Source organism: Levilactobacillus zymae (assembly GCF_032190635.1).
Classification (GTDB): Bacteria; Bacillota; Bacilli; order Lactobacillales; family Lactobacillaceae; genus Levilactobacillus; species Levilactobacillus zymae_A.
On the sequence record NZ_JAVLAS010000001.1, the window covers coordinates 988,688 to 1,004,478 of the forward strand.

Genomic DNA, 15,791 nt, shown 5'->3' on the forward strand with positions numbered 1-15,791 from the left:
ATTGTGCAGTTAAGCCGAAATATTGTCAGGTTAATTGCCCGCATTTTCCCATCGTGTCGCCCCTGAACGGCTCAGTAAATAAAAAATTGCGTTTTGGATGACTTTGTGAAATAATTTAAAGCGCTGCTCACCGATGCAGATTGTGAAAGCTGATAATAATTATTTGCAATTTCTTTCACAAGATTAGCTGATATGCTATAATCTATAGGAAATGAGGTTTCACAATTGTCGAATAAGTTAAGCCTATAAGTCGTGGGGACTGATGTGGTTTTAGCGATGACCGGCAATAATTGATTAGGAGGTAACATGCTTTGACAGAACAAAAAATTCCACGCGCGACGGCGAAACGATTGCCGATTTATTATCGCTACTTAAACATCCTACTAGATGCCGATAAAACGCGGGTCTCTTCGACGGAGCTTTCTGAAGCCGTAAAGGTCGACTCGGCCACCATTCGGCGGGACTTTTCCTACTTCGGCGCCCTAGGAAAGCGGGGTTACGGCTACGACGTTGAAAGCCTGATTAAGTTCTTCCGCAAGATTTTAAATCAGGACCGGCTGACCAACGTGGCGTTGATCGGGGTCGGAAATATGGGTCACGCGTTGTTGAACTTTAACTTTCACCAAGATAGCAACGTACGGATTAGTGCGGCGTTCGATATTAACGAGGATATTGCGAACACGATCCAAAGCGGGGTTCCAATTTATCCGATGACGGATTTACGGACGCAACTGGAAGAGCAACAAATCCAAGTGGCCATCTTGACGGTCCCATCGGACGTGGCCCAAGAGGTCACAAACGAAGCGGTCGCGGGGGGCATCAAGGGAATCTTGAACTTCACGCCGCTACGCATCACGGTACCTAAGGGCGTGCGGGTCCAAAACGTGGATCTGACCAACGAATTACAAACCTTGATTTACTTCTTGGAACATTACAATCACAAAGATTAAACAAGAGTCGTAGTCTGAAAGGATTACGGCTTTTTTTGTATAAGAGTGCGTCCAGGGGCGGTCAGCGGGCGAGCATTAACGTCATTTCGGTGATTAGCCTGGGCTTGGCTAATTGCCGAAATGGGGTTAAGCGGAACCCGTTGCCCCTGGTAAGCACGTTTCAGCGGCCGCAGATGGCGATAATTTTAAGGCAAAAATCCAGCACCTGTTAATGACAACGCACTTGGCTAATCGGGGTTAAGCGGAACCGGCTGCCCGTCAGTCGCACGTTTCAGCAGCCGCAGATGGCGATAGTTTCAGGACAAAAATCCAGCACCTGTTAATGGCAACGCACTTGGCTAATCGGGTTTAAGCGGAACCCGTTGCCCCTGGTAAGCACGTTTCGGCGATGGCGCAGTGTAAGCGAGAATTTTCCAGCTGAATTAGACTGAAGGTCTAGGGAAAGGTAAGCAAAACCTTAAGTTTCTCAGATTCCGGGTGAAATAAGTGGGGACGTTGCCGGAGTTTAGGTAGAATAGGGACAAATTAGCACTCACCAAGAAAGTTTGCCAAATTCCTTGATTTTTAAAACAAAAAATCATATATTAGAAACTGTGATTAGCACTTATGTTAGTCAAGTGCTAATAGTGCTAAAACTAAAGTTAATTAGTCAGTTTATTGGAGGGATTCAAGTGTTAAAACCATTAGGAGACCGCGTCATTTTAGACCAACCACAAGAACAAGAAGAAACGGTTGGCGGCATTGTGTTAGCAAGTAATGCCCAGGAAAAGCCTCAAACGGCCAACGTCGTTGCAGTCGGTGACGGCCGGGTGTTGGACAATGGCGAAAAGGTTGCGCCAAGCGTCAAGGTTGGCGACAAGGTTTTGTTTGACAAGTATTCCGGTACTGAAGTGAAGTACCAAGACAAGACTTACCTTGTTTTACACGAAAAGGACTTAGTTGCGATTATCGACTAATTCTTTCCCAACGATTGATCCAAAAACTCATTTTTAAAAAAATTTTGTATGAGGTGAACTAGAATAATGGCTAAAGAATTGAAGTTTTCTGAAGATGCACGTAGCGCAATGTTAGCCGGTGTTGACAAGTTAGCCGACACGGTGAAGACCACCTTAGGACCTAAGGGACGTAACGTTGTTTTGGAACAAAGTTACGGTAACCCAACCATCACGAACGATGGGGTGACGATTGCGAAGTCGATCGAATTAGAAGACCACTTTGAAAACATGGGCGCTAAGCTGGTTTCCGAAGTTGCTTCCAAGACCAACGACATCGCTGGTGATGGGACCACGACCGCAACGGTTCTGACCCAAGCCATCGTGAACGAAGGAATGAAGAACGTCACTGCCGGTGCTAACCCAGTTGGTATCCGTCGGGGGATTGAGAAGGCGACGGCTGCCGCAGTTGATGGGTTACACAAGATGTCCCATGACGTGAAGACCAAGGACGATATCGCCCAAATCGCTTCTATTTCTTCTGCTAGCAAAGAAACGGGTTCGCTGATTGCGGATGCCATGGAAAAGGTTGGTAACGACGGGGTCATCACCATTGAAGAATCCCGTGGGGTGGACACCAGCTTGGACGTGGTTGAAGGAATGCAATTCGACCGTGGCTACATGTCACAATACATGGTCACCGACAACGACAAGATGGAAGCTAACTTGGACAACCCATACATCTTGATTACCGACAAGAAGATTGCCAACATTCAAGATATCTTACCATTATTACAATCCGTGGTTGAACAAAGTCGTTCCCTGTTGATCATTGCCGATGACATTACCGGTGAAGCTTTACCAACCTTGGTTCTGAACAAGATGCGGGGAACCTTCAACGTGGTTGCCGTTAAGGCCCCAGGCTTTGGTGACCGGCGGAAGGCTCAACTTCAAGACATCGCCGTTCTGACTGGCGGGACTGTCATTACCGATGACTTAGGTCTGAACTTGAAGGACACGACCATCGATCAATTAGGTCAAGCCCAAAAGGTCAACGTTACCAAGGACAACACCACCATCGTGGAAGGTTCTGGTACCAAGGACCAAATCGCTGCTCGGGTTGAAGAAATCAAGGGTCAAATCGCTGACACGACTTCTGACTTCGACCGTGACAAGCTGAAGGAACGTTTGGCTAAGTTGGCCGGCGGTGTTGCTGTGGTTCGGGTCGGTGCTGCTACCGAAACCGAATTGAAGGAACGTAAGTACCGGATTGAAGATGCCTTGAACGCGACCCGTGCCGCCGTTGAAGAAGGCTTCGTTGCCGGTGGTGGGACTGCTTTGATCAACGTGATCAAGGATGTTGCTGCCGTGAAGGCTGAAGGCGACGAACAGACCGGGGTTAACATCGTGCTGCGCGCGTTGGAAGAACCCGTTCGTCAAATCGCCACGAACGCCGGGGTCGAAGGCTCCGTTGTGGTTGAACACTTGAAGGGTGAAAAGCCAGGTGTTGGTTACAACGCTGCCGATGACAAGTACGAAGACATGGTTGCTGCCGGGATTACCGACCCAACCAAGGTTACCCGTTCTGCTCTGCAAAACGCGGCCTCCGTTTCCGCCTTGTTGTTGACCACTGAAGCCGTTGTCGCTGAAAAGCCAGAAAAGAACCCAGCACCAGCTGCCCCAGCCGCACAACCCGGCATGGGCGGTATGATGTAAAACCGTTCTTAACGCATAACAATGTGTCACAGACACCCTCGTCATTGGCGGGGGTGTTTTTGTGTGCCGTGAGAACGTGGGTACGGAATTGCCGATAATTTAAATGATTATAACGGCAGATAGTTCGGCCTAAGCACCGTCGGTTAACCGGCGAGGTTGCGCGAATCCGTGAGATAATTAAGCGGAAATTTAGTTAGTGCGGAGTCACGATTAGCCTTACGGGGACGGGGGATAACGGCATTGCTTTTTATGAGAGCGCTTTATTTTTTCGGTTGGCAAAATGGGTCCCAAAATTGCAGCTTGCTTACGCTAAGAATTGTGGTAATGTTGAGCTAGAAGTAGTAGAATGACGTTTGCATTCGCAAAAGCGAGTGGTGTTGAATAGCCCGGCCAATGACCGGATTTTCGAATTATTATTTTCGTGGAGATAAGGAGTAAATAGTCATGTGGCATTATTTAAAGCGGGTTTTGATTGGAAAACCCCTCAAGACCATGGACGAAGGCGGTCAGGCGCTCACTAAGTTTAAAGCCTTAGCGTTGCTATCCTCTGATGCCTTATCCTCCGTGGCTTATGGTACTGAGCAAATTACCACAGTCCTAATTACTTTATCCGCTGCAGCCTTGATGTATCAGTTATGGATTGCTGCGTTGGTTTTAGTTCTGTTATTTGCGATCACGCTTTCTTACCAGCAAATTATTCATGCTTACCCGTCCGGTGGAGGGGCCTATGCGGTCGCTAGCACCAATTGGGGGCAATCGGCTGGTTTGGTCGCTGGTGGTTCGCTACTGGTTGATTACATGTTAACGGTGGCCGTATCAACCACTTCCGGGACCGAGGCGATTACGTCGGCGATCCCTGCGTTATATCCGTATTCAGTTTTAATCTCAGTGTTAATTGTTATTGGGATTATGCTGTTGAACTTGCGGGGGATGCGGGAATCGGCGGCCTTTCTGACCGTGCCGGTCTACTTCTTCATCCTCATGATTCTGGTGATGGTCGGTGTTGGGTTTTACAACATCGTAACGGGTCACGTGACTTACCACGCTGCGGCAGCGATTGGCGCACCGGTGCAGGGGATGACACTCCTACTGTTCTTAAGAGCTTTCTCCTCCGGGTCATCGTCCTTAACCGGGGTGGAAGCCATCAGTAACGCGGTGCCGAACTTTAAGCAGCCTAAGCGGCACAATGCCGCGGCGACGCTAGCCATGATGGCCATCATTTTAGCCATCTTCTTCTCGGGGATCACTTACCTGAGTTACTACATGGGCATTCGGCCCCAGTCTAATCAGACGGTGCTGTCCCAGATTGCCGGTGGTGTTTTCGGCCACGGCGTGTTGTATTACCTGTTACAACTCTCAACGGCTTTAATTTTAGCGGTGGCTGCCAACACGGGGTTCTCGGCGTTTCCAATCTTGGCCTACAATTTGGCCAAGGATAAGTTCTTACCACACGCGTATCTCGACCGAGGGGATCGCTTGGGGTATTCTAACGGGATTATTTCGTTAGCCATTGGGGCGATTATCCTGATTCTGATTTTCCACGGGCAAACCACGCTCCTGATTCCGCTATACGCGATTGGGGTGTTCGTACCCTTTACCTTATCCCAATCCGGGATGATCATTCACTGGTTCCGGACGCGGGAAGGCTGGTGGTTGGGGAAAGCCGCCATTAACCTTCTGGGGGCCTTAATCTCAGTGGTCCTCGTGGGCATTTTACTGTTCCTGCGGTTCGGTAACGTTTGGCCGTACCTGATTATCATGCCGTTATTGTTGATGATGTTCTACCGGATTCACCAACACTACCTGAACGTTGCGCGGCAGTTGCGGGTGGCGGCGAAAGCCAAGGCCGAGATTCACCATTATGATGGGGCGACCGTCATCGTGCTGGTCAGCAACATTACCCGGGTGACCAGTGGGGCCATCAATTATGCGCGGTCCATTGGGGACTACGTCATTGCCATGCACGTGTCGTTTGACGAGAACCCGAAGAAGGAACACAAGACAGCCTTAGAATTTAAGGAAGAGTTCCCGGATATCCGGTTCGTTGATATTCATTCGTCGTACCGGTCCATCGCCACGCCAACGTTGCGGTTTTGTGATGTGATTGCTAAGCGGGCGACGGAACGAAACTTTACGACCACGGTGTTGGTTCCACAGTTCGTTCCACGCCATCCTTGGCAAAACGTCTTGCATAACCAGACGGCGTTGCGCTTGCGGGCGGTGCTGAATTCACGAGAAAATATCATTATTTCGACGTATAACTACCATCTAAAAGAATAGTTCATCAAGGGCGTCTAGGGTTAAAATCCGAGACGCCTTTTTTATATACGCTGAGGAGCGACACAACGCCCCCACAGTGATCTCTAGAAACGCTTAGTGTGTCCATTATAATTTCTTCTATATACAACATTTAAAATGTAAAAGAAATAGGGCTTACTCTTTTTTAGCCATATGATATTGTATGATTAGTAGCTTAACCTGTTAAGTTGCTAGGTATTTTACGGTTTGAACACTCACCTTCTCAACTCATAAGTCCTTCTGTCAACTCTATAACTTCCGAATTGAACGGCCCTATGACTTAATCAAGTTTGAGATGTCGGGTGAAGGGCCATCAGGTTCGCTGGGTTAACCATCATTAAAAAGGGGGCCCGCTCAAATTTGCTTGAGCGGGCCCCTTTAATAATGGTTACCAATAATATATCAATACTTATTTGAGACCGACAATCATTGCGAAGATGGGAACCACCACGTCAACGACCACCGAGATGATCACCACGGCGATGGCGGCCATGGAGCCTTGAATGGAGCCCAATTGAAGGGCCTTAGCGGACCCAACCGTGTGGCCAGCGGTCCCTAGCCCTAGTCCGGCGCCAATTGGGTCCTGACTGATCCGAAACGTCTTAATCAGCCAGTCACCTAACGCGTAAATCACCACGGAGTTAAGGATGCAGACCATGGCGGTAATTGCGGGGTTGCCCCCGATAGCCGCGGAGATTGGCATGGCAATCGCGGTCGTGGCAGCCTGTGGCAACATAGAGGCGATACCGCTTTCGCTCATCCCCACGGCGCGAGCAACGTAGTAGATCAGCACCAAGGCGATGCTGGTCCCAATCACTAATGAAAGGATGATCTCCGGCCAGAAGCGTTTGACCACGTCGTTACGGCGATATAAGGGGATGGCAAAGGCGATGGTGGCGGGATTTAGGAACCAGAAGATGATGTTTCCCCCAGGTAAGTAAGCGGACCGGTAAAAGGTTTCCGTGTCGGTGCCGAAAAAGCGGGCCAGAATGGCTAACACCAAGATTCCCAGGACCATCCCCACGAAGAGGGGCTGAAAGAGGAAGAACCCCTTACTAATCTTGAACAGCCACTGGCCAATTAGGAATACGACTAGGGACAGAAATATGCCGAACAGTGCGTTACCGGCGTTGGCACCGGTGGCGTTGGTGCCCAGCGCATCTCCCAACCACTTGCCCCAACTGGCCATCTGCGGTGTTGCGGCTAGGGCCATCATGAGTCTTCACCGTCGGGATCGGCCACCACGGTCACGTCCCCGTGGAAGACGTGTTGGCGGATCCAAATCATCAGTTTTGTCGTATACGCCACGCACACTAAGAGAATGATGGTGGCTAAGAACATGACGATAAAGATTTGAACCCCTTGCGTTCGCAGAATATCTAGGTTTGCCGCCACCTGGATACCGGAGGGGACGAACAGAAAGGCAATTAAACTAATCAGGAAATCCCCCAGCTTTTCAACTTGATGGAGTTTCACCACGTGAGTTGCTAATAATAGGTAGAGGATGACCAGCCCAACTACCGGCGTGGGGACCGGGAGCTCGGGTGGAAACAGGGCCGAGATGAGACTAGAGACAAGAAGAATTGCCGCAAAGATCCCCATCTGGATGAGGATGGGGGCGGCCGGTTTTTCTGCGGGGGTGGCTACTGGCGATTGAGGCTGAGTAGGCATAAGAAGCGCTCCTTTCGAAAGTAAGACCGGCGGACGATTCAAATGAGTGCTGGGGATGAGGCTTGATAATGTAAGCCCTTTCAAATTATCTGGCTTCATTATATGGGGTTTGTGCACCGAATACAAGCCGAACTTATCCTAAGATTAGACGGGGGCGGTTGGGGCCCTCAATCGGCTTGTGAAAAAACGTTAAGGCTCTGGTTTGAGGAGTTTTAAAATGTAATCGAGAATCGCCTGGCTCGAGAGGTGGCGTTGGTGACGTTCGAAAGCAAAGACCCGACTGCGCAGCATTGCGGCAATCATATCGGCTTCAAATTGCAAGTAGGCGGGGGAACTAGCGGGCTGGGTGCGGTGCAGGACGCGAATCAGTAAGGCAATCCGGTCATGGTAGATGGGTGTTTGTAAGAGTTGCGTAAATTCTAACGGCGTGGTGTCACTCTCGATAATTGTGAAGGCATCCTCGTGCGTCACGCGGATGTCCAGGTACCCTTGCAGGATTGTCACTAGCTGGGTCTGGGGGTCATCGGTGGTGGTGTCAAGATAGGCGGTCTCTTGCGCCACGTAGCGTTCCATGCTATCGCGGATCAGGGCCATACAGAGCGCGCCCTTATTGGGATAATTACGGTAGAGGGTGCCGACACCGATGTGGGCGGCTTGGGCGAGTTCCTTCATCCCGACGTTGGCCACCCCCCGTTGGGCAAATAAAGCGGTGGCGGTGGTTAAAATCTTTTCGCGGTTGGCGCGAGCATCGCTTCGCATACGCGGTCTCCTTTCCGGACTTACTAAAGTTACCTCTAAGGTACACTATTGGGCGGGACTTGACAAGCGGAACTGGTTCCACTTAAATAGAAGGAGGAAACTGATTGAGAAGGGAAGTCAACACGATGCTGGTTTTGATTGATGGTGTTTTAATTGGGGCGTTTATTAGCGTCATGGGGGGCGGTGGTGCCGCGTTATACCTGGGGGTGCTGACGAGTCAGGTAGGAATCTCCACCGCGGTTGCGGCCCCGACCTCTCTGATCGTGGCGATTCCAGCGCTCTTGTTTGGGTGTTTTACCCAGATTCGCATTCATAACGTCCATTTTGACCTGGGCAACCGGATGATTCTGGCTGCGCTACCGGGGATCTTCTTAGGAACCGGGATTTCGCCGTTTATTCCTAATCAGATCTACGATTGGGTGGTGGGGACCATCCTGATGATTATGGGGACCATTGTCGTGATTCGGGGGCTGCGACAAAAACAGTCGGCCCCGACCGGTCGTTCGCGGTTAGGTGTAGCCGTGGGATTGGGCTTTCTGAGCGGGATGATGGTCGGTATTGGTGGTCTGACCGGCGGTGGTCCAACCGTTGCGGGCTTGTCGATTCTGGGGCTTTCCGCGATGAGTGCGGCTGGGACTTCCACTTACGTTTTGAGTGTGATGGCGCTGGTTGGGGCGGTCAGTCACTTGTTTACGGGGAACATTGCCTGGAGTGCCGGTGTGACGTTGATGATTGGTTCCGTAATCGGGGCGGTTGTGACGCCGCTGTTACTGCATCGACTGGATATGGTTAAGTTAAACAAATGGTTGACCCCATTAATGGGGCTGGTAATTGTTTACTTTGGAGTTAACATCTTTTTCAAATAAAATAAAACCGCCCCCATACTGAGCACAACGGCTTGGTACGGGGGCGGTTATTTAATGGTTATCGGTTAAACTTAACTAGTGACGGGCTTAATGGAGACCCATAATCGAAGCGAATGGCGGAACCACCACGTCCACCACGATGGAAATGACAACTACGGCGATGGAGGCCATGGATCCCTGAATGGATCCCAGTTGTAACGCCTTGGCGGAACCAACGGTATGCCCGGCAGTTCCTAACCCTAGCCCGGCCCCAATAGGATCGCTATTGACCTTGAAGAACTTGACCAGCCAATCCCCTAAGGCATAGATAATGACAGCGTTGAGAATGCAGGCCATCGCCGTAATGGCGGCGTTCCCCCCAATCGCGGTGGCAATTGGCATCGCGATCGCGGTCGTGGCTGCCTGTGGTAACATGGAGGCGATACCGACGTCGTTTAAGTGGAACAGCTTAGCCACTCCGTAGATCGCGAATAGCGAGATGACCAACCCCACAATCAGCGACAAGATGATGACCGGCCAGAAACGTTTAACGATGTCGTTTCGCCGGTACAGCGGGATGGCGAAGGCAATCGTCGCTGGGTTTAAGAACCAGAAAATAATGTTTCCTCCTGGCAAGTAAGCGGACTTGTAGAACGTGGCCGTGGTGGTGCCAAAGGCCTTGGCGAGCAGAAAGAGGATAAAGATTCCTAAGACCATCCCCACGAAGAGGGGTTGGAAGAGAAAGAATCCCTTACCAATCTTGAAGAGCCATTGCCCAATCAGATAGACCACCAATGATAAGAAGATCCCAAAAATGGCATTTCCGGCGGAGGCGCCGGTGGCATTGGTCCCTAAGGCATCACCAAGCCACTTGCCCCAAACCGCCATGTGCGGGGTAACTGCTAGATTAATCATGATATGCTTCCTTTCTTAGGCGGCTAGTTATGCACGTCGGTGTTCATGTGAAAGACCTTCTTGGCAATTCGGATGAACAGTGCGGTGGTATAGGCCACGACGACCAGTAGGATGATGGTGGCAATCAGCGTCACCAAAACAATCTGAACCCCTTCAGCCTTTAAGATATCAAGGTTCGCCGCTAGCTGAATTCCGGATGGCACGAACAGAAAAGCGATGAGACTGATCATGAAGTCGCCAAACTTTTCGACGTTACGGAGCTTGACGATGTGTGTGGCCAGTAAGACGTACAACAAAACCAGTCCGATCACCGGTGTCGGGACGGGAAACGATGCTGGAAAGAGGGGTGAAATGAGACTGGAGACAAATAATACGGCGGCGAAAATTCCCATTTGAATTAAGATGGGAGATGGCTTTTCCGCGGGCGTATCCGGGGTGACAGTGACCTTATTTTGAGTTGCCAATTAAAAAATCTCCCTTCAGGTGCGTCATGATGTTGCGGCACGAATATAATTTTTTCACAAATGATAGCAAGTCGACGATTAGTCGAAAATGGCACCTGCCGGTTTTCCTAATCGTGTAAATTCATTATATGAAGTTTAGGTTTTAAGCACAAGCTAAAGCCCTGATATAATTACTTTGATACGCAAACGTGGTGTCGTGTAATAATTAGTGGTTCGTTGCGAAAAGCGACCGGCCAGTCTTTCCGAATAATCATTCATTAAGTGACCAAATTGGATAGATTGTGAATTTTGATTAACTAACCAAACCAACTATTGCGTTTTCGTGATAATTTGAACTGGCGGTTGTGTTTGATTTCGTGGCTTTGTATAATTAGCAAAAGATATGTCAAGAATCTGTGGGGAAGCGGCACCGTTAATCAAGGGGTGTCGTGAATCCGGTCTAAGGATCGGGGTTTGCGTTGACCTGCAGAACAGAAAGAGGAAGTTTTATGAAATTTGAGATTATTGTTAGCTTATTTGCTACCATGATCATTTCCGCAATCCTGACGCCGTTTGTCCGCCGGTTCGCGTTTAAGATTGGGGCGGTCGATAAGCCCAACCGGCGGCGAGTCAACAAGATTCCCATGCCGACGTTGGGGGGATTGGCCATCTTCATTGCGTTTACCTTCTCAACCATGTTCTTATTACGTGATCAGATGCCGACCCAGCAACTCTGGGGACTCTTCGGTGGGGAGTGTATTATCGTGGCCGAGGGGATGATCGATGACGTCTACGAATTAAAACCGCATCAAAAGGTCATCGGGCAATTGCTGGCGGCGCTAGAGGTCTACTTCATTGCCGAGGTGCGAATGCGCTACATCACGCTGCCGTTTATCGGTACCTGGCACTTAGGCTTACTAGCGTTGCCCATCACGCTACTGTGGATCGTGGCGATCATCAACGCCATCAACTTGATCGACGGGTTGGATGGACTGGCGACCGGGGTATCCATTATTGCGTTGACCACTACCGGGATTACCGGGTTGTTCTTCTTAAACGTCGCGAATACCTGGGTGGCCATTATGATCTTTGCGTTAGTGGCGGCAATGGTGGGCTTCTTACCCTATAACTTTTTCCCCGCAAGAATCTATTTAGGCGATACCGGCGCCCAGTTTATCGGGTTTATGATTGCGTGCTTCTCATTATATGGCTTGAAAAACGTGACCTTTATCTCCGTGATCATTCCCGTGATTATCTTGGGTGTGCCGATTACGGACACGGTTTACGCGATGATTCGCCGGATTTTAAACCGGCAGCCCATCTCGCACGCCGATAAGCACCATTTGCACCACCGGTTGATGCAACTGGGATTAACGCACCGGCAAACGGTGTTGGTGATTTACGGGATTGCTTTGATTTTCTCGTTTATTGCGCTCCTGTATCCGTTATCCACGATTTGGGGCTCCGTCTTGTTGACCGTGGCCATCATGATCGGTCTGGAGTTATTCGTCGAGGCCATCGGCTTAGTTGGCTCCAACCGGCAGCCTTTGCTGCATTGGATCAAGCATATTGTTAAACGGTTCACTTCGAAAACGTCAGATTAATGAAATTAACCTTAATAACGTAAAATCGACAATTATTCCTAAAGTTGGAATAATTGTCGATTTTACGTTAAGTGGACCAATTTATTGGGGACGCAGCCCGGATTGAAAAACTCAAACGAGGGGCTGGTTTAACCCCAGACTCAATCGTCAGCTCGGCTGCTGGCGTGGATCTCAACGGGAACTTCGTGGTAGTCCACGTCACCTAGGGTCATGGTGAGCCGGTCATTTAGAAAATTGGTAATGTCCTGCTGGGTGGCTTCCACGGCGGCGAGATCAACGGCGATGGTGACCTGCACGGATGAGGTGTAGAGGGTCTGTAACACGGTCAGATCGTTTTCCTTAAGGTAATGATTCAGCCGGTCGTAGTTCGGGTAATCGACGGTGATGTGGATCGCCCGTTGCCGTACTCGCTTGACCACGCCCACGGCCTCGATTCCGGTTGACGTGGCGTTGCTGTAAGCACGAATCAAGCCTCCAGCACCTAATTTGATGCCACCAAAGTACCGGGTGACCACGGCAATCGTATTGTGCAGGTGGTTTCGTTGCAAGACCGTAAGGATGGGCACGCCGGCGGTACCGGAGGGTTCCCCGTTGTCGCTTTCCCGCTGGATCTGATCGTGATCGCCCAGTACGTAAGCCCAGCAATGGTGGGTGGCCTTGGGTTCACGCGCGATGACGGTTGCCAAAAAGGCTTGGGCCTCTTCTTCGGTTGCGGCCCGACCAAGGTCGGCAATGAACCGCGACTTTTTGATTTCTATTTCGTGGTGACCAGCCGCTTGAATGGTTAAATAATCGGTTTCCATTTAAAACACCCTTTTTCAAAATTTCAGCGTCCCCGAACGGACCTATTCCTAAAGACCAATGGTGAAGGGGAGAAAGTCCATGGAAAAAAGTCAACTTTTCGGGCGACGGTTGCCGTTAGAACAAGCCCCGGCATCCGGCCACGGGATTCCCGCATTGCGGCAGGTTAACGGCCGTTGGCGGTGTCAGCGCTGCCAACAATGGGTCGCAACGACCGATTACTTACCTCAGCAGATCCCGTATTGTCGGCACTGCTTGAACCTGGGACGGCTAACCGCTCATACCAAATTATACACTATTCCGGAGCCTAATCAGTTTGCGACGTTGACGGAATCGCCGCTGAACTGGCCGGGGCAACTTAGCCCGATCCAGTTAGCGGCGGCCCAGGCGGTTAAACGGTACACGATGGCTGGGCGCGACCAGCTGTTATGGGCCGTGACTGGGGCGGGGAAGACGGAGATCGGTTTTCCCGCGCTAGCCTGGGCATTGCAGCAGGGGTGGCGGGTTGCTTGGACCTCACCGCGAGTGGACGTCTGTTTGGAATTGGCCCCCCGATTGGCGCAAGCCTTTACCGTCCCTCAGACCGTGCTATACGGGGGACAGGCGTTACCCTACAAGTATTGTCCGCTGACCATCTGTACGACGCATCAGTTACTTCGGTTCGAGGCGGCCTTCGACTGGCTGATTGTCGACGAGGTGGATGCCTTTCCCTTAGCGACGAGCCCCTTATTACAATTGGCGGTTAAACGCGCGCAGAAACCCACGGGCAGCCACCTGTATCTGACCGCCACCCCGGGGCGCGACCTCCAACGGCAAGTACAACGGCGCCAATTGGCCGTGACCTACCTCCCTTTGCGGTACCACGGCTACTTGTTACCGCCGATTCAAGTCAGACTAGTTGGTAATTGGCGCCAACGATTATCCCAACCACGGCTGCCCGGCGCAATCTTACGGCGATTACGCCGGTATCAACAAACCCAGCAACGGTACCTCCTATTTGTGCCCCACGTCGCCGATTTGAGTCCAGTTCAGCACGCCCTCCAACACGCGCACCTAGACGGTGGGGTGACCGTCCACGCGGCCGATCCCGATCGGCAATCTAAGGTGCAGGCCATTCGTGACCAACAGGTGACCAGTCTAATTACCACCACAATTCTGGAACGAGGTGTTACGTTTCCCGCCGTGAACGTCGTCATTTTAGGGGGCGATGACGCCGTCTTTTCAACCGCGGCACTGGTTCAGATGGCAGGACGGGTGGGGCGCCACCCGGACCATCCAGGTGGGGAGGTCATCTGTTATTGTCACAGTCAAACCCGGGCCGTCCAACGGGCTCAGCGGATGATTCGAACCTTGAATCGGAAGGGCCGCCGCTTAGGGGGCCGTCGACCATGAAAAACTGCGTCTGGTGCCAACGTCCCGTCACTTCCGGCGTCACGCTGGCTGCCATGTGGCGGTGGGCGCCCTTACCAAGTCCTAATCTGTGTGCGGTTTGCCAGAAGCGCTTGCGGCCACTCCACGCGCCACAATGCCCCCGGTGTGGTCGTCAGCAAAGCACCACCAAAGTCTGCCATGATTGTGAGCGGTGGGGGGATTCCTGGGTCAACCACGCGATTTTTCCGTACGATGCCACGCTAAAGGCCTATATGCAACAATATAAGTTTCAGGGGGATTATCGGTTACGCTTGGTGATGCAGCCCTATCTGCGTCAGGCCTTGGCGCAAGAACGTTACGACGTCTTGGTTCCCATTCCCGTCACGGCGGAAACTTGGTTGACGCGGGGGTTCAACCAGGTGACGGGGTGGCTGACCGATCAACCCTTTCAACAGGTACTGACCGTGGATGCCGCCCGCAAGCCGCGACCTCAATCTAGTAAGACCCGGCAGGAACGCCTACAAAGTCCGCAGCCTTTCAGCCTGCAACCGGGGGCCACTAAATTACTCCGCAATCAACACGTTCTGTTGCTCGATGACGTTTACACCACGGGTCGGACCCTGCGCCACGCTGCGACTCAAATTTATTTAGGGGGCGCGAAAGCGGTTACTAGCTTGACTTTAGCGCGATAGAACGAATTTTAATTAGTTAGAATAATTGTCTATCGTAGCGCTTTCTATTATAATAATAGTAAGCAAAGCACCTATGAAGAGTGGTCCTTCGAGTGCTAAGCAAGCCAAGGGATTTCTTGGCTGAAGGGAGAGAAGTTTTATGCTCACATTTAATATTCGTGGTGAAAACATCGAAGTTACTGACGCAATACGGGATTACGTTGAAAAGCGGATCAGCAAGTTAGAGAAGTATTTCGATAACAACGTTGAGGCAATTGCGCATATCAACCTGAAGGTCTACCAAAACAAGACGGCCAAGGTTGAAGTAACGATCCCACTCCCATACTTGACCTTACGGGCAGAGGAGACCTCACCAGATTTGTACGCCAGTGTTGACTTGGTGACTGATAAGTTGGAACGCCAAATCCGCAAGTACAAGACCAAGGTTAACCGTAAGTCACGTGAAAAGGGCTACAAGAACTTGGACTTTGCCCCGAACGCTACGGCGGATGATGATCAAGCCGAAGGGTCTGATCTTCAAGTGGTCCGGACCAAGCGAGTTTCCTTAAAGCCAATGGACAATGAAGAAGCCATCCTGCAGATGGATATGCTGGGACACGACTTCTTTATCTACCAAGATGCTGAAACCAATGGTACCAGCATCGTTTACCGGCGCAATGATGGTCGGTACGGCTTGATTGAAGCTAACGACGAAGCCTAACCGTAAACTAAACACGTGAAAGCCTGGGGCCGTTGTCCCGGGCTTTTTTCTGTCTTAAAGAGAAATGACACAGCGTTAATTAGCGGGGGATTCG

At 50.9% G+C, this 15,791-nt stretch carries 15 protein-coding genes; 9 read left to right on the top strand and 6 right to left on the bottom strand.

What is annotated here, in order from left to right:
* Window positions 1-311: 311 nt before the first annotated feature.
* From RI501_RS04450 to RI501_RS04465, 4 genes are all read left to right on the top strand, one after another.
* On the top strand, window positions 312-950 hold the full coding sequence (locus tag RI501_RS04450; RefSeq protein WP_057732308.1) for a redox-sensing transcriptional repressor Rex: 639 nt from the start codon (window positions 312-314) through the stop codon (window positions 948-950).
* A gap of 671 nt (window positions 951-1,621) precedes the next feature.
* Window positions 1,622-1,906, top strand: a complete 285-nt coding sequence (gene groES, locus RI501_RS04455) for a co-chaperone GroES (protein ID WP_313820533.1) — start codon at window positions 1,622-1,624, stop codon at window positions 1,904-1,906.
* Window positions 1,907-1,972: 66 nt separating this feature from the next.
* On the top strand, window positions 1,973-3,598 hold the full coding sequence (groL, locus tag RI501_RS04460) for a chaperonin GroEL (protein WP_313820534.1): 1,626 nt from the start codon (window positions 1,973-1,975) through the stop codon (window positions 3,596-3,598).
* A 444-nt stretch (window positions 3,599-4,042) separates the two neighbouring features.
* Complete coding sequence (locus RI501_RS04465; protein ID WP_313820535.1) at window positions 4,043-5,878, top strand: APC family permease; 1,836 nt, start codon at window positions 4,043-4,045, stop codon at window positions 5,876-5,878.
* 427 nt (window positions 5,879-6,305) lie between these two features.
* Here RI501_RS04465 and lrgB read toward each other — a convergent pair whose 3' ends face one another.
* The 3 genes from lrgB to RI501_RS04480 all read right to left on the bottom strand — a co-directional run bounded on the left by lrgB (window position 6,306) and on the right by RI501_RS04480 (window position 8,326).
* The gene (gene lrgB, locus RI501_RS04470; protein ID WP_313820536.1) at window positions 6,306-7,112 is read right to left on the bottom strand and encodes an antiholin-like protein LrgB; all 807 of its coding nucleotides are present in this window, start codon (window positions 7,110-7,112) and stop codon (window positions 6,306-6,308) included.
* Window positions 7,109-7,567 (bottom strand): CidA/LrgA family protein, encoded by a 459-nt coding sequence (locus tag RI501_RS04475; protein ID WP_313820537.1) that lies wholly within the window; start codon window positions 7,565-7,567, stop codon window positions 7,109-7,111. Before RI501_RS04475 ends, lrgB begins: the two co-directional genes overlap by 4 nt.
* Before the next feature lie 189 nt (window positions 7,568-7,756).
* Window positions 7,757-8,326: a TetR/AcrR family transcriptional regulator gene (locus tag RI501_RS04480; RefSeq protein WP_313820538.1), complete on the bottom strand. Its 570-nt coding sequence runs from the start codon at window positions 8,324-8,326 to the stop codon at window positions 7,757-7,759.
* A gap of 125 nt (window positions 8,327-8,451) precedes the next feature.
* On the opposite strand from RI501_RS04480, the gene RI501_RS04485 reads away from it, so the two are divergent.
* Entirely contained in the window at window positions 8,452-9,192 is a 741-nt protein-coding gene (locus RI501_RS04485) for a sulfite exporter TauE/SafE family protein (RefSeq protein ID WP_313820539.1), read from the top strand.
* 87 nt (window positions 9,193-9,279) lie between these two features.
* Here the strand turns inward: RI501_RS04485 and RI501_RS04490 are convergent, their stop codons facing one another.
* On the bottom strand, window positions 9,280-10,086 hold the full coding sequence (locus tag RI501_RS04490) for an LrgB family protein (protein ID WP_313820540.1): 807 nt from the start codon (window positions 10,084-10,086) through the stop codon (window positions 9,280-9,282).
* A 23-nt stretch (window positions 10,087-10,109) separates the two neighbouring features.
* Window positions 10,110-10,478 (bottom strand): CidA/LrgA family protein, encoded by a 369-nt coding sequence (locus tag RI501_RS04495; RefSeq protein ID WP_313823135.1) that lies wholly within the window; start codon window positions 10,476-10,478, stop codon window positions 10,110-10,112.
* 560 nt (window positions 10,479-11,038) lie between these two features.
* On the opposite strand from RI501_RS04495, the gene RI501_RS04500 reads away from it, so the two are divergent.
* Window positions 11,039-12,133 carry a glycosyltransferase family 4 protein gene (locus tag RI501_RS04500; RefSeq protein WP_313820541.1) on the top strand — a complete coding sequence of 365 codons (1,095 nt, stop codon included), beginning with the start codon at window positions 11,039-11,041 and terminating at the stop codon, window positions 12,131-12,133.
* A 140-nt stretch (window positions 12,134-12,273) separates the two neighbouring features.
* Here RI501_RS04500 and RI501_RS04505 read toward each other — a convergent pair whose 3' ends face one another.
* A complete protein-coding gene (locus RI501_RS04505; RefSeq protein ID WP_313820542.1) occupies window positions 12,274-12,936 on the bottom strand; it encodes a YigZ family protein in 663 nt (220 codons plus the stop codon).
* 79 nt (window positions 12,937-13,015) lie between these two features.
* Between RI501_RS04505 and RI501_RS04510 the strand changes: the two genes are divergently transcribed.
* The 3 genes from RI501_RS04510 to hpf all read left to right on the top strand — a co-directional run bounded on the left by RI501_RS04510 (window position 13,016) and on the right by hpf (window position 15,697).
* Window positions 13,016-14,326, top strand: a complete 1,311-nt coding sequence (locus tag RI501_RS04510; protein WP_313820543.1) for an ATP-dependent helicase ComFA — start codon at window positions 13,016-13,018, stop codon at window positions 14,324-14,326.
* Window positions 14,323-14,997 (top strand): ComF family protein, encoded by a 675-nt coding sequence (locus RI501_RS04515; protein ID WP_313820544.1) that lies wholly within the window; start codon window positions 14,323-14,325, stop codon window positions 14,995-14,997. Before RI501_RS04510 ends, RI501_RS04515 begins: the two co-directional genes overlap by 4 nt.
* Window positions 14,998-15,136: 139 nt before the next feature.
* On the top strand, window positions 15,137-15,697 hold the full coding sequence (hpf, locus tag RI501_RS04520; RefSeq protein WP_313820545.1) for a ribosome hibernation-promoting factor, HPF/YfiA family: 561 nt from the start codon (window positions 15,137-15,139) through the stop codon (window positions 15,695-15,697).
* Window positions 15,698-15,791: the final 94 nt, after the last annotated feature.